The organism is Bartonella sp. CM31XJBT (assembly GCF_028618555.1).
Lineage (GTDB): Bacteria > Pseudomonadota > Alphaproteobacteria > Rhizobiales > Rhizobiaceae > Bartonella.
This window is the reverse complement of the sequence record NZ_JAQITD010000004.1, coordinates 87,308-114,047: the sequence shown is the minus strand read 5'-3', so window position 1 is coordinate 114,047 and position 26,740 is coordinate 87,308. Positions and strand designations below refer to the sequence as shown.

The window sequence follows — 26,740 nt, the reverse complement described above, 5'->3', positions numbered from 1 at the left end:
TTATTTTATTAAAATCGTTATATTTTTTTATTGCGCTCAACAGCTTGCTTAATTAATTCATGCGCAAAGTTTTTATCACGCCATCCTTCAATTTTAGCCCATTTTCCAGGTTCCAGATCTTTGTAATGCTTGAAGAAATGTTCAATTTGTTTGAGTGTAATCTCGGGTAGATCTGTATAGTCATGAATATTGATATAGCGTTTTGTTAATTTTGTAGTGGGAATGGCAATAATTTTTTCATCTTTACCACCATCATCTTCCATCATTAGAGCTCCGATGGGGCGAACATTGATAACACAACCAGGCATAAGTGGACGGGTATTACAGATAAGGACATCAATAGGATCACCATCATCTGAAAGCGTATGAGGGACAAAACCGTAATTTCCAGGATAAACCATTGATGTATGAAGAAAACGGTCAACAAATAATGCACCAGACTTTTTATCCATCTCATATTTTATTGGTTGCCCACCAAGGGAGACTTCCACAATAACGTTAATATCTTCTGGTGGATTTTTGCCTACGGGTATTTCCTTAATATTCATAGAGACATCCTTTCTGGAATATAGTGAGGCTCAATACAATTAAATATTTTACCAAAGAGATTATGAAATTAACTTGAAATTGATGCACGTGTTTTTTCAAAACGTTTACGTTCATTAGGATCAAGATAGAGTTTGCGGAGACGAATATTTTTAGGGGTTACCTCCACAAGTTCATCATCTTGTATCCACGATAAGGCACGTTCTAATGTCATTTTAATGGGAGGCGTTAACTTTACGGCCTCATCTTTTCCAGAAGCGCGCATATTGGTGAGTTTTTTCCCTTTTAAGACATTGACTTCTAAGTCATTATCTCGTGAGTGGATGCCAATAATCATACCTTGATAGACTTTCACACCCGCATCGATGATCATAGGACCACGATCTTCAAGATTAAAAAGAGCATAAGCGACAGATTCACCGTTGTCATTTGAAATCATAACACCATTAACACGACCAGCAATGTCTCCTTTATAAGGTTCATAAGCATGGAAAAGGCGATTCATAATTGCTGTACCACGTGTGTCCGTTAAAAGTTCAGATTGATAACCAATGAGTCCTCGGGTTGGTGCATAAAAGACAAGGCGGACACGATTACCTCCAGAAGGACGTAATTCCACCATTTCGCCTTTACGTTCAGACATTTTTTGTACAACAGTACCGGAATATTCTTCATCAACATCGATAACAACTTCTTCGATTGGCTCAAGAGTTATTCCATTTTCATCTTTTTGCATAACAACACGTGGGCGTGAAACACTAAGTTCAAATCCTTCACGGCGCATATTTTCAATGAGAACTGCAAGCTGTAATTCTCCTCGTCCTGAAACGTAGAAAGAATCTTTATCGGCTGATTCTTCAATTTTAAGAGCGACATTGCCTTCTGCTTCTTTTAACAATCGGTCACGAATGACACGGCTTGTTACTTTATCGCCTTCAGTTCCAGCAAGGGGACTATCGTTGACGAGAAAACTCATAGTAACAGTAGGAGGATCAATTGGTTGGGCAGTAAGGGGTTCATTGACAGTAGGATCACAGAAAGTATCAGCTACGGTACCTTTTTGCAGACCTGCAATCGCAACAATATCACCAGCACTTCCTTCTTCAATAGGTTGCCGTTCTAAGCCACGAAACGCTAAAATTTTTGAAATACGCCCAGTTTCTAAAAGTTTTCCATCTTGTCCAAGAACTTTGACATTTTGATTGGGTTTTAGACAGCCAGAATGAATCCGCCCTGTAATAATTCGTCCCAAAAACGGATCCGCTTCAAGAATAGTTCCAATCATGCGAAACGGTCCTTCTGCTACACTAGGAGAAGGGACATGCTGCGTCACAAGATCAAATAAAGGACCTAATCCATGATCTTTTGGTCCTTCAGGGGCTTCAGCCATCCATCCATCGCGTCCAGATCCATAAAGAATAGGAAAATCAAGCTGTTCATCGGTTGCATCAAGAGCAGCGAAAAGGTCAAAAACCTCATTAATGACTTCATCAACGCGTGCATCCGGTCGGTCAATTTTATTAATAGCAACAATAGGGCGCAATCCTACTTTCAATGCTTTGCCAACGACAAATTTTGTTTGTGGCATTGGTCCTTCAGCAGCATCAACAAGTACAATGGCTCCATCAACCATATTTAGAATGCGTTCAACTTCTCCACCAAAGTCGGCGTGTCCTGGTGTATCAACAATATTAATTCGAGTATCTTTCCAAACAACAGATGTCACTTTCGCTAGGATTGTAATTCCGCGTTCTTTCTCAATATCGTTTGAATCCATCATACGTTCGCTTGTACGCTGATTATCACGGAAGTTTCCTGATTGCTTGAGAAGTCCGTCTACAAGCGTTGTTTTCCCATGGTCAACGTGGGCAATGATGGCAATGTTACGCAATTGCATAAATTTTCTTCTTTTCGTTTAATGAAATTTCATTTGAGGCAAAGTCTTTACATTCTTTGCCTGACTATTAAAAAACCTTTTACATGTTTTTTTATAGTTTTGGAAGATGGAGGCAATATTTTTATGACAAAACTATTTATCCAAGTCTTTAGGGTTCTATTAAGCTTCAATTGCTGGAGCTTCGTAAAAGGATTTTTATAGTGCGTATGTTCTATTCTCGAGCTAAGAATTATCCAAAAAATCACCGTCAACTTGATTTCTATCAATATGACACAAGGAGTTTATATGAGCTCTTGTAAGAGTAAGTAAGTATAAAGCTAGCCATATTATTGTTGTTGTTTTGCAAAGAGATTAATAAAAATCCAGAATATCTCTCAATCCATAGCCAATTTATTGACAATTGTACAACATTCTTATTCTAAATAAAGCTTTTTCTTATTCTATAACTTGTCAATCAAAATCCAGATCTAATGCAACCGTGTATTTGAGGTAAATATTGAGATGATTAAGAATTTTATAAGAAGTTCTAGCTTTTGTATGCCAGATTGGGCAAGAGTTATATCTGTTTGATTTATTTATGAACCCGGAATACAGTTTTATTTAGAAAGAATATGAAGGCATCCAAAGAAAATTTCCATCTTTGCTGTTAATCCAATTTATGCTTTCAAAGGCATCTAAAGTAATATCTTTTAAACCATGGAGATAGTGCTTTGCCCCTCACACTTTTGTTAATCGTATTCTCTAATAGGAGCATGCTTTTCATGCCAAACAGAACACTTTAAACAGAATATACTTGTTGTTGCATATTCATGTACTTAAGAGAGATTGCTTAACGTACACTACATCCATTCCATGATAGGCTCATAAATGATATAATATACGCGAATAGTATACTACTAACGCCTTTGTGAAAAAATATAAAACTGTTGAGCATTATCATTCTTTCTCAGCTGTCAATATTGCGCCAGTTTTTGCTACGAGAAAGAAGATATAAGAAGTATTTTATTTTTTTCTTGAATAGTTTTTAGCCATACACCGATCTCGTTTGTGACTGGCAAGAAGATGACTTTAATCGATTTAATATGAGAAGCTTTATGATGAGGTAAATTTACGTTATTCGGAGCTGTTATTCAAAAAAATAATAAATTATCTATGGAGCGGTGCGCTAGAAAATAAATAATAAAGCTTATTCTCTTATGGAAAGAATCTTAGGTTACATGACAAGATCTTTCCATAAGTAAGAGTTTTTACTTTACATGTTTAAAGAAGAGTTCCTGACAAAATGAGGGAAGCTACAGAAAAATAGATTATAATGCCCATGACATCTACTAAAGTTGCCACAAAAGGAGCGGAAGCACTTGCTGGATCAAATTTTAAACCTTTAAGAATAAAAGGCAACATAGATCCAGAAAGAGAACCAAAGGTAACGATTCCAACTAAAGCTGTACCCACTGTTGTCGAAATAGCAATCCAATGTTGGCCATAGTCGTAGATACCCAGTTTTTGCCAAAGAGCAATGCGCGTAACACCAATAATTCCTAGTAAGAGACCAAGGGATAGTCCTGTTGGAATTTCACGAATGATCACTTTCCACCAGTCTTTCAACGTGAGTTCACGTAAAGCCAATGCACGGATAATAAGGGATGTAGCTTGTGAGCCGGAATTTCCTCCTGAGCTCATAATGAGAGGTATGAACAGTGTAAGAATAATCGCTTTTTCGAGTTCTGTTTCGAAATGTTGCATAGCGCTTGCTGTCAGCATTTCACCGATAAAGAGTAAAGCGAGCCATCCGCCACGTTTTTTCATCATTTCAGGAAACTTAATTTGCATATAGGGCTTATTAAGCGCTTCCATACCCCCAAATTTATAGGCATCTTCATTCATCTCATCGACCATAGTATCAAGCACGTCATCAACGGTTACAATGCCAATGACATGGTTACTTTCATCAACTACAGGCACAGAGAGAAGATCATGGCGCTGGAAAAGGCGTGCGATATCTTCATGATGTGTGAAGGGCGATATTGTAATGGGCGAGTCATGGGTAGGGACATTAAGAATTAGTTCATCAGGTGAGGCAAGAATAAGGTTACGCAGGGAAACAGCTTTGAGAAGAGTACCTGTTTTAGGGTCAATTACATAGCTGGTATAAACTGTTTCACGTGTTCGCTCGACCTCACGGATGTGATCCAAAGTTTTTTGTATGGTCCAGTTTGAAGGAACGGCTATAAATTCTGTTGTCATCAGTGCCCCTGCTGTATGGTCAGGATAACTGGTGAGTTTTTTAAGTTCAGCGCGCGTTAAGGGGTTAAGCAAGGCATAAAGTCGTGTGCGGGTTTCTTTATCCATTTCTTGAAAGACGTCTGCAGCAGCATCGGCAGACATGCCATCAAGAATTTCAACAGCACGATTTATAGGGAGAAGTTCTAGGATGGCAGCAGGTTGCTCAAGCTCTGGTTTATCAAAAAGTTCGATAACATAATCAAGAGGCAGAAGACTAAGAATAGTTACACGTTCCATGCTATCGAGGTCATTTATGATATCAATAGAGTCTGCAAAATGCTGGTTCTTTAACTTTTCAGCAAGAGCTTCAGGAGAAAAATTTTTGAAGTCGAAGGCCGTTTTGATTTCAGTCATGATAAAGTACCTCCTGAAGAGTTGGAGAGTTATAAATCTAGATAATAGATGAGATAAAAACAAAAGTTTATGGAAGATTTAAAAAAAACTCCCCAGCTATATTCCCAATTGTTAATATTTGAAGTAAAGTCAAGGGTGAATTATAAGTTATAAACAAGTTTCTGAATCACTAAAACGAGAATACAGCTTAATTTGAGGATAATATAAAAGCGTAAATGTAAAAATCAGTTCTGATTTTTACCATCATTTCTTTAATGCAGTTTTGTGATTTTCAAAAGAATCTACAGCAATATTTTGTAAAGAGTGGAGATTATGCCTTTCTCCAAGTGTTTTTGTTAATATGCAATTCTATTGTGATGTGTGAGCGAATAATCTTTATTGCTTCAATATAATATGGTTTAAAATGAAAGAACTTTGCGATTTTCAGGTTTTTTATTCAATAGCGTTTTGAAAGGTAGTTTTGAAACTCACGAGATAGTTTTAGTATGTTATCAATTTGTGTCGTAAAGATAATTGTTACAGTTTAAATTTATAATGGAGACATAAAGTATTATGGCAAAAGAAGCAGTGCTGGAGTGGAAGGGATTTTCATGTCTTCCTGATTTTTCTTCTATAAGTGATGAAGATTTTAAACCCGCTTTTGAACAGGCTCTTCAAGAAGCCGAAGAAGAACTAGAGGCGATTGCGATGGTGCAAGAACCACCAACGCTTGAGAATTTTTTACAGCCTTTTGAGCTTTGCGGCAAAGCGCTTGATCGTGTCTGTTCAATATTTTTCTTACGCACCAGTGCTCATACGAATGTATTAATTCAACAGCTAGAGCAAGAGTTCGTTGTAAAACTTTCTCGTTATTCTTCAAAAATGATGATGGATGCGCGGATATTTGCGAAAATAGATATGCTTTATAAACAGTCGCAGCTGGGCACATTTGAGAGTGAAACAACACGTGTTCTTGAATTATGGTGGAAAAAGTTTGTTTGTCATGGGGCAAAACTCGATGAAAAAGCTAAGAAACGGCTTTTGGAAATTAATGAAAGACTTGCTTTTTTAAATGCTACTTTTGGACAAAATGTCTTAAATGATGAAGCTGAATGGATTCTATTTTTAAAACAAACAGACTTATCTGGTTTACCGCAAGATCTCATTGCTTCAATGAAGGAAATTGCGTGTGAAAGAGGCAATGAAGAAGCGTATGCATTAACACTAGCACGTTCGATTGTTGAACCTTTTTTAAAATTCTCTGATCGTCGTGATTTGCGTGAGGTTGCATTCCAAGCTTGGGCTAAACGTGGTGAAAATAATAACAAGAATGATAATAAAACAATTATTGTAGAGATTGTTGCGCTTCGAGATGAGCAGGCTAAATTATTGGGATATAAATCTTTCGCAGATTTGAAGCTCGATAATACTATGGCTAAAAGTGTTGATTCCGTTATGGATTTGCTTATGCCTGTATGGGAGCGCGCAAGAGCGAAAGCTTCTACTGAGCAAATTGACTTACAAAATTTTGCCAACAATCAGGGCTGCAATGAATCTTTAGCTGCTTGGGATTGGCGTTATTATGCTGAAAAACTTCGTACTGAAAAACTTTCTTTCGATAGCGCGGAGATTAAATATTATTTTCAGCTTGATCGTATGATTAAAGCGGCTTTTAGGGTAGCAGAAAAACTCTTTGGCATTACATTTGAAGAAAAAAACGCTGTTACACTTTGGCATCCTGATGCACGTTTGTGGGAAGTAAAAAAGTCTGATGGAAGTCTACTTGGGCATTTTATTGGTGATTATTTTGCGCGTTCTTCAAAACGCTCCGGTGCGTGGATGAGTAGTTTGCAATCACAACATAAATTGGATGGCGGACAAAAGCCTATTATCTACAATGTTTGTAATTTTGCTAAACCGCCCAAAGGAGAAGTTGCTCTTTTATCACTTGATGATGCACGTACGCTTTTCCACGAATTTGGACATGCATTGCATGGTTTGCTTTCTGATGTCACATGGCCATCTGTGTCGGGAACATCTGTTGCACGTGATTTTGTTGAGCTACCTTCTCAACTTTACGAACATTGGTTAACCGTGCCAGAGATATTAAAATCTTATGCTATACATACAAAAACAGGCCATCCTATGCCACAAGAGTTGATAGATAAAGTTTTAGTAGCACAGACATTTAATGCAGGATTTTCTGCCGTTGAATTTATCTCATCAGCTTTAGTGGATATGGCTTTTCATCAAGGCGAAACAGTCACTGATCCAACAGTGTTTGAACGCCAAGAATTAGAAAAGCTGCAAATGCCTGACACAATTATTATGCGTCATCGTCCCCCACATTTTATGCATGTGTTTGCAGGGGATGGTTATGCATCTGGTTACTATTCTTATATGTGGTCGGAAGTTCTTGATGCAGATGCTTTTCAGGCTTTTGAAGAAACGGGAGATGTTTTTAATTCAGAGCTCGCTGATCTTTTAAAGCGTTGTATTTACTCCGCTGGAGGAAGTCGTGATCCAGAGGAGCTTTATAAAGCTTTTCGGGGACGGATGCCTTTACCAGAGGCAATGATTAACAAACGTGGACTATAAGATATAACGGTATGGTTAACACCATGCCGTTTTCATATTATTCGAAAGGTGCAGTTGCGAGTTATGCAAATTTCCTCTTCATTATAGCTCTGTAAACAGAGTTTTTTATCTTATTCGCTTTTTGTTTATAGAGGAAAACAGATTTTGTATTTTAAATAGACATTATGGGAAAGAAAAATCATCAGCTCGATCTTTTTGATGCCCATTTGGTGGAAACCATGATTTTTTTATAAAACTTAACTTTCTTTTGCCTAAAAGGTGAGTGTTTTGTTGTGCCATATCATCGAGGCTCATTGGAAGCTGACGCATAATTTTACTCCGCTCTTGATTCTCTGATTCTTGTATAAGTTTTTGAATAGCTTGATCGGTTGAGTAAGGATTTCCATGAGAAAAGGCATAAAAATTTAAAATATTTTTCAATGGCTTTTCTAAATAAGAGGCAAGTTTTTTCTTTCCTTCAGGGGTGAAATGCATGCCATTATTGGTGCGTAATTTGGTTATTTTCCCATTAATATCATAGCCTGAAAAAGAAAAATTTCCTGTCTCATCACTAAAGCCGCTCCAGATATCGAGAAAATACCCTCCTGCTGTTTCTGTTTCTTGTTGATAGAGCGCATTAAAAATTTTTATTTTTTGTGTCAAAAGATCATTTCCAAAAGAAGGCTGACCTATCCATATCCATGGTTTTCCAGAGGCATGAAGACTTTCAGCAATTTCGATAATTCTTTGTTTGTAGATGCGTATCCATTCTGACTGATCTGTGTTAATCATGTTATGAGAGTCTGTGATGGGTTGATTATCATTTGCACCGATCATCATGATAATAACATCGGGATTATTTTGATCAATGAGTTTAGAAATATTGCCTTGCCAAGAATAATAATCCGTTCGAACTAAGCCGGAAGCTGGTATTGTGTTGTTCATGATAACGATATAGCTATTATTTATAAAAGACTTCTTAAGTGCATCGGCAACAGCAGAAGCTGCAAAATCCCCTATGACAAGAACGCGCTTTGCATTCTCATTTTTTAGCTTTTGTATGTTTTTTTGTGTTACGATCTTTTTTTGCGGCTTGTCTATTTTTTGTTCTATAATTTGCGGTGGCTGCTGTGTCTGTTTGTTTTGTTGTGACAACCATTTGAAGAAGTTCGTTGCTTTACTTGGGGATGGCTGTAAGATCCCCACAATAGAAAGTGAAAACAGCAATAATGTCAAGTATATCAGGCGAAAAGAAGACAAAAATTTAGTCTCCCTTATTGTTTGCGAAGGAGAAAAAGCACTTGAGGTGATGGATATCCATTTGCTTTTAGACCGTGACGCAGTTGAAAAGCTTTAATTGCTTTGCGAGAAGCTGTTCCGATTTTTCCATCAACATTCCCTTTATAATAGCCCAGTGCACTTAAGCGAGATTGTAGTTCTTTACATTCCTGGAAAGTAAGAGGTTGAAAAGGTCTTTGCCAATCATTTACCAATCCAGGATGTCCAGCAATGCGATCAGCAAGAAGGCCAACAGCAAACGCATAACGATCTGCATTATTATAATGTTTCAGAACAAAGAAATTTTTTGTGACTAAAAATATAGGTCCTTTTGCTCCATCTGGATATTTTAATATTGCTTGTTCAGCTGATGTAGGAAGAGGGTGACCATTTGCGTGTTTTACACCTAATTTTTTCCATTGTTCAAAGGAATACCAGCCTTCAGGAAGGTTTTTCCCCTGCGGCACTTTTACCTCTACTCCCCAAATAAGATTAGGTTGCCAGCCATTTTTGTGGAGAAGGTTAGCAGCAGTAGCCAGAGCATCTGGAACAGAGTTCCAGATATCACGCCGTCCATCTTGGTCCATATCAACTGCATAGGCGAGATAACTGCTTGGAATAAATTGTGTATGCCCCAATGCACCGGCCCAAGATCCAGTGAGTTGAGAGCGTTTAATTTCGCCACTTTGTAGAATTTTCATAGCAGCAATCAGCTGTGTATATGCATATTTTGCACGTTTTTTATCAGCATAGGCTAAAGTTGCAAGAGAGCGAATGGTATCACGCATTACACTTTTATTGGCTAAAACCTTCCCATAGTTGCTTTCCATTGACCAAATAGCAAGCAGAATATTGCGATCAACACCAAAACGTTTTTCAATTTGAAGAAGCCATTTGTTCCATTTTTGAGTTTGGCGCCGTCCTTCCTCAATTGCAATATCATGGACACGATTATCGAAATAGTTCCATGAAGGAGCAACAAATTCCGGTTGGTATGCGGCGCTTTTTAGAACTTCTGGATCAATGGCATTAACACCTTTAAACGCCATATGAAACGTAGAAGGGGTAATATTGTGAGCAATAGCTATTTTTTTAAATTCTTTAATCCAGTGTTTAAATCCGCTATCAGCATATGAAAGGGATATAAAAAACATAAAAAAAGCAGAAAAAATAACGGCAGAGACAGTGAAAAGAGTTCTCCAAGTTATTGACTTCTCTAAAAAGAGAGTCTTCAATTCTGTTTTTTGCATTTTGAAATCCCCATTAATATTCAATTCATTAGATGTGCAATAACTTTATTTTGTATTTAGTTTAATCGATAATATGATCAAGAAGAGGAAAAAACTGAATAAATAATTCGTTTTAATCCTTTCAATAAATTCTCAGACTCTTTTTACATTTTTATTATCCATTATAATGATAATCAAAACAATAAGATATCTTTTTTACCATTTCGTAAAAACATATGATAAATAAAACAAAAAAGTTATATGAATTCATTGAGGAGGGTGAGTGTGCGTAAAATCCGGAAAGCAGTATTCCCAGTAGCAGGTCTTGGTACGCGTTTCCTTCCTGCGACAAAAACGATTCCTAAAGAAATGCTAACAGTTGTTGATAAACCTGTTATTCAATATGTTGTGGATGAGGCGAGGGAAGCTGGTATTGAGCATTTTATTTTTGTGACTGGACGTAACAAAGCAGTCATTGAGGATTATTTTGATGCGCAAGTTGAATTATACACGACACTTGCTGAATGTGGAAAGAAAGAAGATCTTGCAAATTTATACCGTTTACAGCCATTACCAGGGTCAACTTCTTTCACTCGGCAACAGCAACCTTTGGGATTAGGGCATGCTCTTTGGTGTGCGCGTGAATTAGTTGCAGGGGAACCTTTTGCTTTATTATTACCCGATATGTTGATACAGGCGAAAAAGGGCTGTCTTTCTGAAATGATGAGCCTTTATGAAAAGGTGGGTGGGGGAAATATTATAGCAGTTCAGGAATGCGATCCTAGAGAAACACATAAATATGGTATTGTTGGGAAAGGCAAACAGATTGCAAATGGTTTTGAAATCACAAAAATGGTAGAGAAACCAGTACAAGGAACGGCACCATCAAATTTGTACATCAATGGACGTTATATTTTGCAGCCAGAAATTTTTAATATTCTTTCTACTCAAGAACGGGGAACAGGAAATGAAATTCAATTAACAGATGCTATGATACGGCTTTCAAATGAGCAAGATTTTTGGGGTTTGCAAGTAAAAGGGCGCACTTTTGATTGCGGTTCTAAAGCTGGTTTTATTGAAGCCAACGTTGCATTTTCTTTGGCACGCGCTGATATGCACAGCCACGTTTCTGCTTCATTGAAAAATTTATTGGAAACCATTAATGTTGAAAAATAATATAGATCTCTCATTTAATTTTATTGATCGAATTTGATTATGATAATACCGTCTCCTCATATGGCTTTGCAGGGTGCTGTTGTATCAGCGCTTAAAACACTTGCCAGTGAAAAGCAGGGGCTTGAAGCCCTTGAAAAAGCTCTTCTGGAAAGTCTTTCTTCTTCTTTTGAAGCGGCTGTTCAAACTATTAGAAATGCTCGTGGACATGTGGTCATTACTGGTCTTGGAAAAAGTGGTCATATAGGGACAAAAATTGCAGCAACCTTAGCCTCAACTGGAACACCTGCCTTTTTTGTTCACGCTGCAGAAGCCAATCATGGTGATCTTGGTATGATTGGATCTGATGATGTTATTCTTGCTTTATCATGGTCTGGTGAAACTCAAGAGTTAAGTGGTATTATGAGTTATGCGGCGCGTTTTCGTATTCCCCTTATTGCGATGACATCAAGTAAGCACTCTGTGTTAGGACGACAAGCTGATATTGTGCTATTATTACCAAAGATAGAAGAGGCTTGCCCCCATGGTTTAGCCCCTACAACTTCAACAATTATGCAATTGGCAATGGGAGATGCATTAGCGGTTTCTCTTTTAGAAATGCGTGGTTTTACCGCAACGGATTTCAAAATATATCATCCTGGTGGTTCTCTTGGTGCAAGCCTTAAATACGTGTGTGATATTATGCATGAGGGTGATAATATTCCTTTGGTAATGCAGGGAACATCTATGACTGAAGCGATGAATGTTTTGGTGGAAAAACATTTTGGTTGTGTTGGTGTTGTGAATCAAGAAGGTGAACTAATCGGAATTGTAACTGATGGCGACCTTGCACGTAACATTCATTTTAATTTATCAAAATTTAATGTTGACGAGGTGATGACCAAAGCTCCTAAAGTTGTAAAGCCAAATACACTTGTTGGTGCAGCAACAGCTTTTATTAATGATCATCAGATTGGTGCATTTTTCGTGGTTGAAGATAAAAAACCGATAGGAATTGTCCATTTTCATGATCTTTTGCGCATTGGCGCTGCTTAGATTAAGCTTCCTTATCAAATAAAATGTTATTTTAGGTTGAAATAGATTGCAGGATACAAAGTTATAATTTTATTGTGAGGTGGCTTTACTGATATTTTGTGGAAGAAAATGATTATTTTACGCATTTCATAATGTTTAGAAAATTCTCAGGGTAAAGATTATACCAGCCTCTTTGCGTATTTTAGAGAGGATTTTCTATCAGGAGGAGAACGGATCGCCTCCTGCTTAATGTGTGTGCTCCCTCTGTTCTTAAGAGAGGTTTCCCTTGTACTTTGTTTAAGATTTCCGCTTAAGGAAAAACTGTGCTCCTGTATGTGAGGTGCAGAGAAGTTGTGTGGCGTCATAGGACATTGTACAATTGACTCTAGAAATTGTTCCACGGAGAATAGAGCGTATTTCAATTTCTATATTTTGGGCATTGAGATAATTATATGCCCCTTCTGATAGTTTTTCTTCTGTATCTGCTGCACGCGTTTCAAAAACACCATTGTGGAAAGAAGAAATAATACCATTCTCATCAACCCATTTCCCATCAATTCCAGTTGGCATATTTGAATTATAATATTGCGAAAATTTACAGGCACTTAACAGCAAGGCGGTGATTGTAAGACATAAAATATGATAGGTATGTTTCATTTATTGCACTCTATTTAGATTATTTGCTCTCGAGTTTCTATAACATTATTAAATTACCCCATGAGTCAATATGAAAAATTTAATGAAAATCAATGAAAAAGCAAAAAAATGGAAAAAAATGCCTTAATGTTGTATTTAATTGATAGCTTGATGAAGTTCGTAAGTGAAACACAAGAGGTGAAATATTTCTTATGGTTTACAACAATTTTGATATTAAGCTGCTGAGTAGTCTCAAAGGAGATTATTGACATTATGGTTGGTCCCATTCTTGTTGCGAGTGAAGATTATGGAAGACGTATAGAACTTTCTGCTATGCTGAGAGGTTTTGGTTATCGTGTCATTGAAGCAGAAAATGGTCTCCGTACGATTGATCTTTTACACAGGCGTAAAAACATTGTGCTTGCACTCCTTGATGTCGTTATGAGTGATTTGAGTGTGAGCGATTTGATTAAAATGATTAGAGTTGCTGGTGTTTCTGTTCCTATTGTCGTTATAGCACAACAAGAGAATCAGCATTTACTCCAGAAAGCTTTAACAGCTGGAGCTATTGATTATTGGATCCATCCAGTAACATTATTACGCGTAAGAGTTACTTTGGATATTCTTGCTCTTATTTCTGCCTTGGAGCACGAGGTTCGAGATATTCGGCGAAAAAAAGAGAATCATTTACGGTTTTCTGATCTTTGCGTAAAAAGTAGAGCTATGCAGATAGTGTTAGAACAATCGAGACAAGCAGCAACTTCTTTACAGAATCTTTTGATAGAGGGGGAAGCTGGAACAGGACGTGAGACATTAGCTCGGATTATTCATCATGAGGGATTATTTTCGGAGGGTGTTTTTGTTCGCTTTCAATGTTCAGCCATCGTTGATCCAGAAGAAGAAAATCAGCAGTGGTTTAAAGAATTCCTACCATTGGTTTCTTCTCTTGAAAAAGGGACACTTTGCCTTTGTGATATTGATCGACTTGAGCCCATACAGCAAAAACGGTTTGCTCATTACCTTAAAGAGAGGGAAAGGGATACAAAAGGAGGATTTTTCCCTTTTCGGATCATTGCTATTTCAACATCGCGTTTAAAGGACTTGGTTAATGAGAACTTTTTTTTGCATAGTTTGTTTGAACAATTTTCTCACTTGTCTATTAGCGTCCCTGCTTTACGAGAATTAAGGGATGATTTTCCAGAGATTACACAACGTTTGATTGATCACATTATCACAGAAACAGGGCGATCACATGTCCATGGTTTAGCAGGCTCTGCTCTTTCCTTGCTTATGCAGTATGATTGGCCTGGCAATAGAAATGAGCTTGAAACCTTTTTATTTCGTGCGATTTTACTCAGTGAAGGACCGTTATTAACTGTTCGAGATTTTCCGCAATTAATGGGAAATTCATTAATGAATGTTCCCAATATCATTGAGGGTAATATACAAGAAGATAATGAACAAGAATCGATAAAATTTTTGAATACTGATGGGCATGTGCGTACTTTTGCAGAGATGGAACATGATATTATAGAGAAAGCGATTAAACATTATAAAGGACATATGAGTGAGATTGCGCGCCGCCTTCATATTGGTCGCTCTACACTTTATAGAAAAATGGAAGAATTGAGAGCAATAAGAAATCAAGAACGAAAGTAAAATTCATAACAAATTTCTCTTCATGACAAGCATGAGTTTCAAAAAAATAGAGTGGATTTTGATAAAGTTCGTGGGGGAAGCTTAAGAAAACAATTATTTATTGTAAAATTTATCTATAGAGGATGATTTTGTAGATTTAAATCAAATATAAATTTTATGTGATTATTTTAATCGTTTGTTTCAATTTATACAATTTTAGTTAAGTTTACATTTATTAAAACAGAGAAGCATTTTTAAAAACTTTTAAATACTACCGCTAAAATTTTTGTATCATCAATATTAAATTTATACTCTCTTAAGCAAGAAGTGGCATTTTATCTGCTATACGATTAAGATAAAGTGATTAGTGTTATCGTTTGCATTACTGATGATGTGATAGTTTAAAATAGAAAGTTTATCCTCTTTGACTCTTTTACAGATTGTTATTGGTTTTGTCCTCTTTTTTTTTATTGCATCTATGTTGGCAATCTACACCTATGGACGTTTTGTGAAAAATGCTAGGGGGCAATGTTCTTATGCGTTACCTATTCAGAAAGATGAAACTAAGCTTGATCGTATCGTCAGTCAATTAGCTGAGGAAGAAAGTGGATTGGGGATTGATAAAGATGCCCTTTCCCTCATTATCAGCAATTTGGATGCGTTTTGTGTTCGTGCAATAGGAGCTGCAGAGGCTGGGCGTAGCCTTGATCTGATGTATTATATTTGGGACGATGATTTAACGGGGCGCCTATTATTAAGTGAAATAGTTGAGGCAGCAGATCGGGGTGTTCGGGTACGGCTTCTTTTGGATGATATTAATGCTCAGGCACGTGATCCAGCTTATATTGCGCTAGATAAACATCCTCATATTGAGGTGAGAATGTTTAATCCAGGGCGATCTCGTAAAGGTGGTTTACGCCGTGGTTTAGAAATTATATTACGGGCAATTACCGTAACACGTAGAATGCATAATAAAGCTTTTATTGTTGATGGCAGGGTCGCTTTTGTAGGAGGACGTAATCTTGCAGATTCTTATTTTGATGCTGGTAAAGAATCTCATTTTCGAGATTTAGATTTGATGTTAATCGGTCCCTCTGTTAAAAAGGTAGAAAGTATCTTTGATGATTTTTGGAATAGTGCTGTTGTTTTACCAATTCATACTTTGGTTGTTCCTAAAAGCGCAAGTGATCTTAGCTATTGGAAAGATAAATTACGAAAGTTTCGTGATTCCAAGGTTGCAAAAGTTTATTTAGATTATGTCAAAGAGCACATTAACTTTAATTGTTTTATCCAAACAGGAAAGCGGTTATTTTTAGCAGACAAAGTTGTTGTTCTTTCTGATCCTCCAGAAAAAGCATTGCGTAAAAAAGCAAGCAATTGGCTTATGAAGGCACTTTCAAAGGTTATTGGAAATGCCCAAAAAACGGTTCAGATTACGTCACCTTATTTTGTTCCTGGTAAGGTTGGCACGCAGAATTTTAGTAATTTGGTTTCAAAGGGTGTTGATGTCAAAATTCTGACAAATTCTTTAGCAGCTACTGATGTAGCATTAGTGCATGGTGGTTATGTACCGTATCGTAAGGCATTGTTGAAAAGTGGTGTTAATCTTTATGAATTAAAAGCGGAAGGCAATACTCATGGGTTACGATTGTTTCGATCGAGTAAGGCAAGTTTACATGCCAAAGCTTTTTTAATTGATCGTAAAACAGCTTTTATTGGATCTTTAAATTTTGATCCAAGATCAGCATCATTAAATACAGAAATGGGCATTCTTTTTGAATGTGCTCCCATTACAGCAAGATTAGATTTGTTGTTTTCTGAAGAAACCACAGGGGAAATGAGCTATCATCTGCGTCTTGGTGATAATAATCGTATTTATTGGGATTTTATTGAAAATGAAAAAAAATATAGCATTGACTATGAGCCAGAAAGCAATTTTTGGCGTCGCGCATTTGCAAAAATAATAAGTTGGTTACCTATTGAATCACAATTGTAAATTTTTATAAACCACACTTAAAAAAATATTTTATTTTTCTTTTCATTTTGTTTGTAGCATGGCATAATTTTTTGCCAATCTACCATGTATGAGAACCGCAGTTGTATTTTAAAGCTCCTTGCGGTGTTTTATTATAAAAGGAATTTTGCTATGGCAAAGATTGTTGAAACGGGGACAGGTGCATTGGCACTGACTTTTGATGATGTACTTTTACAACCCGGTCATTCTCTTGTTATGCCTAGTCAAGTGGATCTCAGTACGCGCATTGCAGCGGATATTAAGCTCAATTTGCCATTGCTTTCTGCGGCAATGGATACGGTAACAGAATCGCGTTTGGCTATTGCGATGGCTCAAGCTGGTGGTCTTGGGGTTATTCATCGTAATATGTCTCCTGCAGAGCAGGCAGAAGAGGTCCGCCAAGTAAAAAAGTTTGAATCTGGTATGGTTGTTAATCCAGTCACCATTGGACCAGATGCAACACTTGAAGAAGCAAAATCTTTGATGCGCTCTCATGGTATTTCCGGTATTCCGGTTGTTGAAAATGGTGCTAAAGGTGAAACTGCTGGACGGCTTGTTGGCATTTTGACAAATAGGGATGTGCGTTTTGCATCGGATCCCAAACAAAAAATTTATGAATTAATGACGCATGAAAATTTAATCACAGTGCGTGAAAATGTTCAACTCAATGAAGCAAAGTATCTTTTACACCATCATCGTATTGAAAAATTATTAGTTGTGGATGAACAGAATCGTTGTGTCGGACTGATAACAGTTAAGGATATTGAAAAAGCAAAATTAAATCCAAACGCTGCCAAAGATTCGCAAGGTCGCTTGCGTGTTGCAGCTGCAAGTAGTGTAGGGGACGATGGGTTTGAGCGGGCTGAACGATTAATTGATGCAGGTGTTGATATTCTAGTGATTGATACTGCACATGGACATTCTCAGCGTGTATTAGACACAGTTGAGCGTATTAAAAAAATGACGTTTTCTCCAGCCATTATTGCTGGTAATGTCGCAACTCCGCAAGCAACACAGGCTTTGATTGACAGTGGTGCGGATGCTATAAAAGTTGGTATTGGTCCTGGTTCTATTTGCACAACGCGAATTGTTGCAGGTGTTGGTGTTCCTCAGCTTGCAGCCATTATGAGTGCGGCAGAAATTGCTGATAAGGTCGGTATTCCCGTTATTGCTGATGGGGGGATAAAAGCTTCGGGTGATTTTGCTAAAGCCTTAGCAGGTGGGGCTTGTGCTGCTATGATTGGCTCTCTTTTAGCGGGTACAGAAGAAAGCCCTGGTGAAGTTTATCTATATCAAGGACGATCCTTTAAAGCTTATCGCGGCATGGGATCTGTTGGTGCTATGGCACGAGGATCGGCAGATCGCTATTTTCAAGATGATGTTCGTGATGAACTTAAGTTGGTTCCTGAGGGTGTAGAGGGGCAGGTGGCTTATAAAGGTCCTATAGCATCAGTTCTACATCAGCTTGCTGGTGGACTTCGTGCTTCGATGGGGTATGTTGGAGCAAAAGATCTTGTAGAGTTTCGTGAAAAAGCAACGTTTGTACGTATTACGAATGCGGGACTCCATGAAAGTCATACGCATGATGTTTCTATCACACGAGAGAGTCCAAATTATCGTGGGCCAGTTTAAAGATACAAGATCCTAATGTCATATTGCATAAATATAAAATCTTCCGAGAATAAGAAAGAGAGACTGCGCTTTTTTCTGTTTGTAATTTGGTGTAATAATCCCAAAAAGGAAAGAATTAGAGGTCAAAACTCTAATTCTTTCTGTTAAGACTATATGAAATAAGTTATATAAAATTAGAATTAACTTTTTGTTGTCTTCCGTCCAGTCTTTGACGCACGTTGGCGAGTGTTTGTCTGATCACTTTGGATGGATTTCTTTCCGTTGTTTGAGGGCATTGTATTATGACGGCTTTTAGACGAAGTTGTTTTTCCATTATTATAAGTCATTATTTTCTCCTTTTAAATTGTCTGGCAGTTGCCATTAGAGTAAAAACGGTCATGCCAAATAGTGGTTCCAAGCATTTTCTAAAAAGTTAATTTTTTGTTGAACGTAAGATGAAATTGTTTAATTTTATGAGAAGACTTTTTCTATTTTTTCAGCAGGATAGCCGTACAAAGATGGGAGATATTTGATTTTTTCGTAATGCATGGCGGAAATAAGTTCTTTATGGATGGCTACGTATCTTTTAGCATAAGAGGTAGAAGGATAAAAAGCGAATGGGCAGAAGATGAAAGGAAAAATCTAGATACTCTAAATTGGATTTTATAAAAAAGTATGATCAGATCATTTTAATATTGAATGTAAATTTTTTATGGCTTTGAGAAGGTTCCATTGGCAAGAAGACGATAATATTATTTTTTTAGATGATTTAAAATTTTATTATTTTAATGGGAGAAATGAATGCGATTAGGTGGGCGTTTGCAAGCAGCAATAGATGTTCTCAAAGAGATAGAAATGAAGCATCGCCCAGTAGGAGCAGCTTTAAAGGATTGGGGGCTTTCTCATCGCTTTGCTGGAGCAGGTGATCGCGCAGCTATTGGTACAATCGTTTATGATGTTTTAAGACGACGTTATTCTTTACAATGGCGTATGGAGAGTGATGATATCCGAGATATCGTTTTTGGTGCCTTATTAGATTATGGAAAAATGACGCTGGAGCAAATTGACGGTGAGTTGGCAGAAGATCGGTTTGCACCACAGTTATTAGGGGCTAAGCAGCGTAAATCGTGGCAAGGTCAGCAATTAGTGGATGCTCCAGACTATATTCGTGGTGATATTCCACAATGGTGTCAAGCGCATCTGCGTCCTTTATTTGGTGATAATTGGATCACTGAAGCGGCTGCGTTAGCAACGCGTCCTTCTTTAGATCTACGGGTAAATAACCTAAAGGCAACACCAGAAAAGGTGCTGAAAGAATTAGCAAAAACCAAACTTAAATCTTTTCCATGGTTTGGGCAAGCTTTAAGAATTGCACCGATTGAAAAGTTTAATCGTCATCCCAATGTTCAAGTGGAACAAGCTTTTCAAAAAGGACACTTTGAAATACAGGATTTAGGATCTCAAATTGTTGCTCACCTTGTGGACGCGCAAGAGAGCATGCAGGTATTAGATTATTGTGCAGGTGCTGGGGGCAAAACATTAGCTTTAGCTTCCGATATGAACAATCGTGGACAAATTTATGCTTATGATTCCGATAAAGCGCGCTTAGCTCCTATTTTTGATCGTCTTCGACGCGCTGGTGTTCGTAATGTACAAACACGAGCACAAAAAGAAGAATTGAAGCCATTAATAGGCCAGATGGATAGAGTTCTACTAGATGCACCATGTAGTGGGACAGGAATATGGCGTCGTCGTCCAGATGCGAAATGGCGTTTAACATTAGAACAGGTGAAACAACGCCAAACAGAACAGAGGGCTATTTTGAATGAAGCGATAGCTTATCTTAAGCCAAATGGGCGCCTAATCTATATTACCTGTTCTCTTTTTACAGATGAAAATGAGGAACAAATTTCCCATTTCCTTCAACAACATTCTCATTTTTCTCCAATAGATATGCCAGCGCTTTGGCAGAAACATTTTAGTTTTTCTCCTGTGCAACCAGTTTTTTCAAATTATGGACTTACTTTGTCGCCAGCCACAACACAAACAGATGGGTTCTTTTTATCTGTGTTGCAAAAAAAACATTGATCCATATTTTTGCACTTTTTATCATAAACTTTACGAGAATAATCTTTTTCTTAAGAAAACAGGCTTGTGAAAAGAGAAAGATTAAATCATAACTCTCATGAGTTTTCTTTTACAATTGTTGATTGGTTTTCTATGAGCATATCACATCCAGACACTGTTCTTATTATTGACTTTGGTTCACAAGTTACACAACTTATTGCACGACGGGTACGAGCAATGGGGGTATATTGTGAAATTGCTCCTTTTCAATTGGCTTTAGAAGTTGTGCGCCGCATAAATCCTAAAGCTATTATTTTATCAGGGAGTCCTTATTCCGTTATTGATGAGGGTTTTCCGCGTGCTCCAATGGAAATTTTTGAGGCGGGTATTCCGATTCTGGGTATTTGCTATGGTGAACAAGTCATGTGTGTTCAGCTTGGAGGAAAGGTTGAAGTTGGGCATGAGCGTGAATTTGGGCGTGCTTTTTTGGAAGTGCAAGAAGAGAGTGCCCTTTTTGATGGAGTGTGGAAAAAAGGTTCTCGTTATCAAGTATGGATGAGCCATGGTGACCGTGTGGCAGCTTTACCAGAAGGTTTTCGTGTCATAGGAACCTCAAAAGGAGCTCCCTATGCGGCTATTGCGGATGAAAAAAGACATTTTTATGCGGTACAGTTTCATCCTGAAGTTATCCATACACCGGATGGTACAAAACTTTTGCAAAATTTTGTTCATAAGATCTCTGCTATTACAGGCAATTGGTCAATGGCTTCTTATCGTGAGCAGGCAATTGCTACGATACGACAAAAAGTTGGAAAAAATCGTGTGATTTGTGGTCTTTCAGGGGGAGTGGATTCATCTGTTGTAGCGGTACTCCTTCATGAAGCTATAGGAGATCAACTGACATGTATTTTGGTAGACCATGGGCTGATGCGCAAGAATGAAGCTGAAGAAGTTCTCACGCTCTTTCGTGATCACTATAATATAGAGCTTATTCACGTTAATGCTGCTGATGTGTTTCTTAATGCTTTAAAAGGTGAGACAGATCCAGAAAAAAAACGCAAAACAATTGGTCGCCTTTTTATTGAAGTTTTTGAAGAAGAAACGAAAAAAATAGGAGGTGCAGAGTTTTTAGCACAAGGAACACTTTATCCAGATGTTATTGAGAGTGTGTCTGCTATTGGTGAAACGGTAACCATTAAAAGCCATCATAATGTGGGTGGGCTACCAGAACAGATGAAGATGAAACTTGTAGAACCGTTACGTGAGCTCTTTAAGGATGAGGTTCGCTCGCTAGGACGAGAGTTAGGGCTACCGGAGCAGTTTATTGGTCGCCATCCTTTTCCAGGTCCCGGCCTTGCAATTCGGTGTCCAGGTGCTGTAACACGTGAAAAATTAGAAATTTTACGCGAAGCAGATGCTATTTATCTTGAGGAAATCCGTAAGGCCGGTCTTTATGATGAAATTTGGCAAGCTTTTGCTGTTCTTCTTCCAGTTCAAACTGTTGGTGTTATGGGGGATGATCGCACTTATGAATTTGTTTGTGCTCTTCGCGCTGTCACATCTGTAGATGGAATGACCGCTGATTTTTATCCCTATGATATGGCATTTTTAAGTAAGACAGCAGCACGTATTATTAACGAAGTTAGAGGGATTAATCGTGTTGTATATGATGTAACCTCAAAGCCTCCTGGTACTATTGAATGGGAATAATTGAAATGAAGAATAAGCTTTTATCTGACAATCTGTACGTCAATATCGTTTAAAATTGAGAAGTGTGGGATTTTGCATGTCTGAGAAAAAAATTGTTGCACACCGTGGAGGAGCTCATCTTTATCCTGAAAATACCCTTTCAGCATTTAATAATGCTATAGCGTTAGGTGTTGATGAAGTTGAATGCGACGTTCATTTGCTGAAAAGCGGTGAAGTGGTTGTCTTTCACGACTTCCGTTTAGACCAATTGGTTGGGAAAAAGGGGTATATTCACGACATTGATAATGAAACACGCAAACAACTCTGCGTGAAAGGAAGCCAAGAAGCACCTCCCTTATTAGAAGAAGTGCTTGATCTTTTAGCACCAACGAATGTTGCGTTGCATCTTGAAATCAAAACATGTGGTGAAGTGGAGCGTGAAACAATATTATCCCAAAAAGCGCTTGCACTAATAAAAAGCCGAAATTTATTAGAACGGGTTTCTGCAATTAGTTTTGATCCTTTTATCCTTCGTCCTTTTATTGAAGCAGGAATACCATCTGGTCCATGTGTTGATAATTTTGAAGGTGATATGTACCGTCATTTTTCTGAATGGAAGCAATTAGGTTATTCTGATCTAAGTTTAGATGGCTCCATTGTTTCACAGAACTTTATTGAATCAGCTCTTGAGGCTGGTTTTACTGTAGGGGTATGGACAATTAATGGAAAAGCTCGGTTATCACATTGGCTTGATATGCCTGTACATTACATTACGACAGATCAACCTGATCTCGCATTGCAATTGCGTGCACAAAGGTAAAAAACACATCAACACAAAAGGAACTATATATTTTCATAAAGCTAGCGTAATAAAAGAATAAAAATTATCTAATATATAACAATAATACATTGATTTATAATGATAATTAATGGTTTATTCATGTGAATAATAGACCTTAATACATAAGATTTTCTTATTTCAAATCTTTTTACAATGAATCAATTCAAATCATTCGTTTGCACATTACAAGCAGGGTTGGTGTGTGGATAAAAAATGATTGAGAAAAGAATGAAAATGTTCATTGAACGTATTTTAAATGCAAGATTTGTTGAAGCATTAGGGTCTCACATGATGATGTCGTTTTGCACTTTTATGAAGTGTAAAAGTGATGGTATACAAAAAGTCTTATATACTTTAGTGGAGAGGCTTTATGGCTTATATTATAGGAGCTATCACGAAATGTAGATGTATTGAAAGATTTTTTTACAGCATGGAAATTGGTCATACATTGTCATTTTGTTTTGCGTGAGGGGCGTGATCTTGTTACAGGGAAAGAGACTATTAAGCGCTCAAAATGATTTTTAATTTTAAGAAAAGTTTTATTTGTCTCTTCGTTAATACATAAGAATGCTTATAAAAGAAAATGAATAAATTTAAACAAATTCATTTGACCTTTTGGTGGTTCCTGTTTAAATGAGAGAATATGTTTCTGAAATAAAACTGTCATAGCATGTTCATGTGTAATACTATAAATTTAGGGGTAGTTTGTATTCCATCACTTCAGAAAGGGTGAACCATGAGTCGTTTTTATCTTTCCATAGCGGCCACGGTTGCTATCATAATGTCCACAGCGGGAATAACAGCAAGTTTTGCGCAGACAAAAATCAGCTTTTGGCATTCTATGAGTGGTGAATTAGGAAAGCAAACTGAAAGTCTCATTAACGATTTTAATGCAAGTCAATCTGAGTATAAAGTTGTTTCTTCATATCGCGGTGAATATGAAGAGGGGTTGATTTCACTTATTGCAGCATTTCGTGGAAAGAAACAGCCAGTACTTGCCCAAATTTATGACGTTGGTACTGGAACTATGATGGCTGCAAAAGGCGCAATCTACCCATTTTATCAACTTATGGCTGATACAAAACAAGAATTTGATCCTACAGATTATTTCCCTGCTATTAGTGGTTATTACTCCGATGAACAGGGGCGTATGGTTTCTATGCCATTCAATATTTCAACACCCATCCTTTATTATAACAAAGATATCTTTAAAAAAGCAGGGCTTGATCCAGAACAGCCTCCTAAAACGTGGCAAGATATAGAAAACTTTTCCAAAAAAATTCTTGAGACTAAAGCAGCAACTTGTGGTTTTACAATGGCTTATGCCGCTCAATGGATTGGTATAGAAAATTTTTCAGCGTTGCATAATGTTCCGTTTGGAACGAAGGAAAATGGCTTTAAAGGACTTGATTCAGAACTTACATTTAATGGACCTTTACAAGTGCGTATGTGGACTGACCTGAAAAAGTGGTCTGATCAAGGTATTTTCCGCTATGGTGGTCCAGCAGGTGCATTAGATTCAACACCAATGTTTATGGCACAAAATTGTGCAATTTTTATGCAATCTTCAGGATCACATGCTGGAATTGTTTCTGAAGCTCAGTTTAATGTGGGGGTTGGTATGCTACCGTACTATAAGGATACAGAAGGAGCACCACAAAATTCAGTTATTGGGGGAGCTTCTATTTGGGCGTTTAAGGGCCATACCCCAAAGGAATATGCAGGGGCAGCCGCTTTTCTTAAATTTCTTTCAAAAACAGAAAATCAAGCAAAATGGCATCAGGAGACAGGTTATCTCCCAACCACAAAAGCAACTTATGAATTGAGTAAAAAGCAACATTTCTATGAAAAAACGCCAGGTGCGGATATAGCTATCAAACAGATTAATCTTAATCCACCAACAGTTAACTCAAAAGGGATAAGATTTGGTAATTTACCACAAATCCGTGCCATTCTTGATCAAGAGTTGGAAGCTGTTCTTAGTGGTTCAAAAACACCGAAAGATGGTTTAGATGAGACCGTTGAACGTGGAAATAAACTCTTGCGTGAATTTGAAAAGTCTAATCATTAATTTCGTTTTATTGTTAAACATTAAAGACTCAACAAAAACAGTTGAGTCCTTTTTGTTTACCTTTTTAAAGTCTCTACATTTAAAGAGCCCTACGAATGCAAGAAAAACAAGCATATTTTAAAAATAGTCTACTTTCTTACGGACTGCTTTTTCCTCAGCTTCTTGTGACTTTTTTGTTTTTCTTTTGGCCTGCTGCTCAGGCAATAAAATCATCTTTTGAGCGTGAAGACCCTTTTGGTTTTACAACAACCTTTATTGGTTTTGAAAATTATCTAACCGTTCTTTCTGATCCTACTTATCGGCAATCACTTCTTACAACCGCAGTATTTTCCATCTCCGTTACTGTCGCTTCAATGACAATATCACTTCTCTTAGCTGTCTGTGTTGATCGTGTCATCCGTGCAAAAAAGGCGTATACAATGCTTTTGCTCTGGCCCTATGCTGTTGCTCCAGTATTGGCAGGTATATTGTGGCTGTTTATCTTTCATCCCACCATCGGAATTATCCCTTTTCTTCTCGAGAAAATAGGGGTGCTATGGAATTATCGTATTAATGGCACTCAAGCAATGATTCTTATTGTCATTGCGGCTAGTTGGAAACAAATTTCTTACAATTTTCTCTTTTTTCTTACAGGTCTTCAGTCTGTTCCGCGTTCTCAAATAGAAGCAGCCGCCATTGATGGTGCTGGTCCCTTTAAACGATTTTGGACAGTGGTCTTCCCGCAAATTTCACCAACGACGTTTTTCCTTCTTATTGTCAATGTCAATTATGTTATGTTTGATACTTTTGGTATTATTGATAATACAACTTCTGGAGGTCCTGCGCGTGCAACGAGCATCCTCGTCTATAAAGTATATGACGATGGCTTTAGAAATCAAATAATCGGTGCATCAGCAGCACAATCAACAATATTGATGTTGATGGTTATTGTCTTAACGTTTATCCAGTTTCGCTGGATTGAGCGCCGTGTACAATATTAGGAAACAAATTATGGTTGAAAATCGCCCTGTTTTGAAATTTCTAACCCATATTATTCTCATTGTTGGTATTATCATTATTTGCTTTCCAGTTTATGTTGCTATCATTGCATCAACTCATAGTTCAGCAGCATTTAACTCAGGAACACTTCCTCTCTTACCTGGGAAATATGCTTTGGAAAATTATAAAACAATCTTCGGTGATGGCCTTGCACAGCTAGGTTTGCCCAACCTTTGGCCACTCTTAATGAATTCATTCATTATGGCTCTTGGGATTAGTATTGGAAAAATTATTATTTCACTTTTGTCTGCTTATGCAATTATTTACATGCGCTTTCCCTTCCGAAAAACTGCTTTTGTTCTTATTTTTGTTACATTGATGCTCCCTGTCGAAGTTCGTATTCTTCCAACCTATGAGATTGTTGCAAAATTGGGGATGGTTAACACCTATAGTGGAATGATTATTCCACTTATTGCATCTGCAACCGCTACATTTTTATTTCGCCAGTTTTTTTTGACTGTTCCAGATGAACTCTTAGAGGCGGCACGTGTTGATGGTGCAGGTCCAGTTAAATTTTTTAAGGATATTCTTCTTCCTCTTAGTAAAAGCAATATCGCTGCTTTATTTATCATTATGTTCATTTATGGATGGATACAATATCTCTGGCCTCTTATCATCACAACGGATCAAAATCATCAAACGATCCTTATTATTTTAAAACAGCTTGTTGTCGAATCTCTTCAACATGATCCTCAATGGAATATACTCATGGCAGTATCGGTTGTTGCTATGGTTCCCCCTGTACTTGTTGTTATCTTCATGCAGCGGCTTTTTATCAAAGGCCTTATTGAAACGGAGAAGTAAT

18 protein-coding genes are annotated in these 26,740 nt (G+C 37.4%); 12 read left to right on the top strand and 6 right to left on the bottom strand.

What is annotated here, in order from left to right:
• Positions 1-17 precede the first annotated feature (17 nt).
• The 3 genes from ppa to mgtE all read right to left on the bottom strand — a co-directional run bounded on the left by ppa (position 18) and on the right by mgtE (position 5,080).
• On the bottom strand, positions 18-548 hold the full coding sequence (ppa, locus tag PVV63_RS03325; RefSeq protein ID WP_273790629.1) for an inorganic diphosphatase: 531 nt from the start codon (positions 546-548) through the stop codon (positions 18-20).
• 68 nt (positions 549-616) lie between these two features.
• Positions 617-2,443 (bottom strand): translational GTPase TypA, encoded by a 1,827-nt coding sequence (gene typA, locus PVV63_RS03320; protein WP_273790628.1) that lies wholly within the window; start codon positions 2,441-2,443, stop codon positions 617-619.
• Positions 2,444-3,703: 1,260 nt separating this feature from the next.
• Positions 3,704-5,080, bottom strand: a complete 1,377-nt coding sequence (gene mgtE / locus PVV63_RS03315) for a magnesium transporter (protein WP_273790627.1) — start codon at positions 5,078-5,080, stop codon at positions 3,704-3,706.
• Positions 5,081-5,632: 552 nt separating this feature from the next.
• Between mgtE and PVV63_RS03310 the strand changes: the two genes are divergently transcribed.
• A complete protein-coding gene (locus PVV63_RS03310; RefSeq protein WP_273790626.1) occupies positions 5,633-7,657 on the top strand; it encodes a M3 family metallopeptidase in 2,025 nt (674 codons plus the stop codon).
• A gap of 162 nt (positions 7,658-7,819) precedes the next feature.
• On the opposite strand, the gene PVV63_RS03305 is transcribed toward PVV63_RS03310, so the two are convergent.
• Together PVV63_RS03305 and PVV63_RS03300 are read right to left on the bottom strand one after the other, a co-directional pair.
• Complete coding sequence (locus PVV63_RS03305; protein WP_273790625.1) at positions 7,820-8,896, bottom strand: SGNH family hydrolase; 1,077 nt, start codon at positions 8,894-8,896, stop codon at positions 7,820-7,822.
• A 14-nt stretch (positions 8,897-8,910) separates the two neighbouring features.
• Positions 8,911-10,164: a lytic murein transglycosylase gene (locus PVV63_RS03300; protein WP_273790624.1), complete on the bottom strand. Its 1,254-nt coding sequence runs from the start codon at positions 10,162-10,164 to the stop codon at positions 8,911-8,913.
• A gap of 264 nt (positions 10,165-10,428) precedes the next feature.
• On the opposite strand from PVV63_RS03300, the gene PVV63_RS03295 reads away from it, so the two are divergent.
• Positions 10,429-11,319 carry a UTP--glucose-1-phosphate uridylyltransferase gene (locus tag PVV63_RS03295; protein ID WP_273790623.1) on the top strand — a complete coding sequence of 297 codons (891 nt, stop codon included), beginning with the start codon at positions 10,429-10,431 and terminating at the stop codon, positions 11,317-11,319.
• Between the two features lie 39 nt (positions 11,320-11,358).
• Complete coding sequence (locus tag PVV63_RS03290; RefSeq protein WP_273790622.1) at positions 11,359-12,351, top strand: SIS domain-containing protein; 993 nt, start codon at positions 11,359-11,361, stop codon at positions 12,349-12,351.
• A gap of 276 nt (positions 12,352-12,627) precedes the next feature.
• Here the strand turns inward: PVV63_RS03290 and PVV63_RS03285 are convergent, their stop codons facing one another.
• Complete coding sequence (locus tag PVV63_RS03285) at positions 12,628-12,987, bottom strand: hypothetical protein (protein WP_273790621.1); 360 nt, start codon at positions 12,985-12,987, stop codon at positions 12,628-12,630.
• A gap of 252 nt (positions 12,988-13,239) precedes the next feature.
• Here PVV63_RS03285 and PVV63_RS03280 point away from each other — a divergent pair, with 252 nt between their 5' ends.
• From PVV63_RS03280 to ugpE, 9 genes are all read left to right on the top strand, one after another.
• On the top strand, positions 13,240-14,625 hold the full coding sequence (locus PVV63_RS03280; protein ID WP_273790620.1) for a sigma-54 dependent transcriptional regulator: 1,386 nt from the start codon (positions 13,240-13,242) through the stop codon (positions 14,623-14,625).
• Between the two features lie 403 nt (positions 14,626-15,028).
• Positions 15,029-16,600 (top strand): phospholipase D family protein, encoded by a 1,572-nt coding sequence (locus PVV63_RS03275; protein WP_273790619.1) that lies wholly within the window; start codon positions 15,029-15,031, stop codon positions 16,598-16,600.
• Between the two features lie 150 nt (positions 16,601-16,750).
• The gene (gene guaB, locus PVV63_RS03270) at positions 16,751-18,250 is read left to right on the top strand and encodes an IMP dehydrogenase (protein WP_273790618.1); all 1,500 of its coding nucleotides are present in this window, start codon (positions 16,751-16,753) and stop codon (positions 18,248-18,250) included.
• Positions 18,251-19,030: 780 nt separating this feature from the next.
• Complete coding sequence (locus tag PVV63_RS03265; RefSeq protein WP_273790617.1) at positions 19,031-20,317, top strand: RsmB/NOP family class I SAM-dependent RNA methyltransferase; 1,287 nt, start codon at positions 19,031-19,033, stop codon at positions 20,315-20,317.
• 132 nt (positions 20,318-20,449) lie between these two features.
• Positions 20,450-22,006, top strand: a complete 1,557-nt coding sequence (guaA, locus tag PVV63_RS03260; protein ID WP_273790649.1) for a glutamine-hydrolyzing GMP synthase — start codon at positions 20,450-20,452, stop codon at positions 22,004-22,006.
• A gap of 76 nt (positions 22,007-22,082) precedes the next feature.
• Positions 22,083-22,805: a glycerophosphodiester phosphodiesterase family protein gene (locus PVV63_RS03255; protein ID WP_273790616.1), complete on the top strand. Its 723-nt coding sequence runs from the start codon at positions 22,083-22,085 to the stop codon at positions 22,803-22,805.
• 757 nt (positions 22,806-23,562) lie between these two features.
• Positions 23,563-24,897, top strand: a complete 1,335-nt coding sequence (gene ugpB / locus PVV63_RS03250; protein ID WP_273790615.1) for a sn-glycerol-3-phosphate ABC transporter substrate-binding protein UgpB — start codon at positions 23,563-23,565, stop codon at positions 24,895-24,897.
• A 95-nt stretch (positions 24,898-24,992) separates the two neighbouring features.
• Positions 24,993-25,877, top strand: coding sequence for a sn-glycerol-3-phosphate ABC transporter permease UgpA (gene ugpA / locus PVV63_RS03245; RefSeq protein ID WP_273790614.1), 885 nt, complete (start codon positions 24,993-24,995; stop codon positions 25,875-25,877).
• Positions 25,878-25,887: 10 nt separating this feature from the next.
• Positions 25,888-26,739, top strand: a complete 852-nt coding sequence (gene ugpE / locus PVV63_RS03240; RefSeq protein WP_273790613.1) for a sn-glycerol-3-phosphate ABC transporter permease UgpE — start codon at positions 25,888-25,890, stop codon at positions 26,737-26,739.
• Position 26,740: the final 1 nt, after the last annotated feature.

What these genes read in the sequence shown, in the direction of transcription:
- ppa (WP_273790629.1), bottom strand. Translation starts at nt 548, where the DNA reads ATGAATATTAAGGAAATACCCGTAGGCAAAAATCCACCAGAAGATATT.
- typA (WP_273790628.1), bottom strand. Translation starts at nt 2,443, where the DNA reads ATGCAATTGCGTAACATTGCCATCATTGCCCACGTTGACCATGGGAAA.
- mgtE (WP_273790627.1), bottom strand. Translation starts at nt 5,080, where the DNA reads ATGACTGAAATCAAAACGGCCTTCGACTTCAAAAATTTTTCTCCTGAA.
- PVV63_RS03310 (WP_273790626.1), top strand. Translation starts at nt 5,633, where the DNA reads ATGGCAAAAGAAGCAGTGCTGGAGTGGAAGGGATTTTCATGTCTTCCT.
- PVV63_RS03300 (WP_273790624.1), bottom strand. Translation starts at nt 10,164, where the DNA reads ATGCAAAAAACAGAATTGAAGACTCTCTTTTTAGAGAAGTCAATAACT.
- PVV63_RS03290 (WP_273790622.1), top strand. Translation starts at nt 11,359, where the DNA reads ATGATAATACCGTCTCCTCATATGGCTTTGCAGGGTGCTGTTGTATCA.
- PVV63_RS03285 (WP_273790621.1), bottom strand. Translation starts at nt 12,987, where the DNA reads ATGAAACATACCTATCATATTTTATGTCTTACAATCACCGCCTTGCTG.
- PVV63_RS03280 (WP_273790620.1), top strand. Translation starts at nt 13,240, where the DNA reads ATGGTTGGTCCCATTCTTGTTGCGAGTGAAGATTATGGAAGACGTATA.
- guaB (WP_273790618.1), top strand. Translation starts at nt 16,751, where the DNA reads ATGGCAAAGATTGTTGAAACGGGGACAGGTGCATTGGCACTGACTTTT.
- PVV63_RS03265 (WP_273790617.1), top strand. Translation starts at nt 19,031, where the DNA reads ATGCGATTAGGTGGGCGTTTGCAAGCAGCAATAGATGTTCTCAAAGAG.
- guaA (WP_273790649.1), top strand. Translation starts at nt 20,450, where the DNA reads ATGAGCATATCACATCCAGACACTGTTCTTATTATTGACTTTGGTTCA.
- PVV63_RS03255 (WP_273790616.1), top strand. Translation starts at nt 22,083, where the DNA reads ATGTCTGAGAAAAAAATTGTTGCACACCGTGGAGGAGCTCATCTTTAT.
- ugpB (WP_273790615.1), top strand. Translation starts at nt 23,563, where the DNA reads ATGAGTCGTTTTTATCTTTCCATAGCGGCCACGGTTGCTATCATAATG.
- ugpA (WP_273790614.1), top strand. Translation starts at nt 24,993, where the DNA reads ATGCAAGAAAAACAAGCATATTTTAAAAATAGTCTACTTTCTTACGGA.
- ugpE (WP_273790613.1), top strand. Translation starts at nt 25,888, where the DNA reads ATGGTTGAAAATCGCCCTGTTTTGAAATTTCTAACCCATATTATTCTC.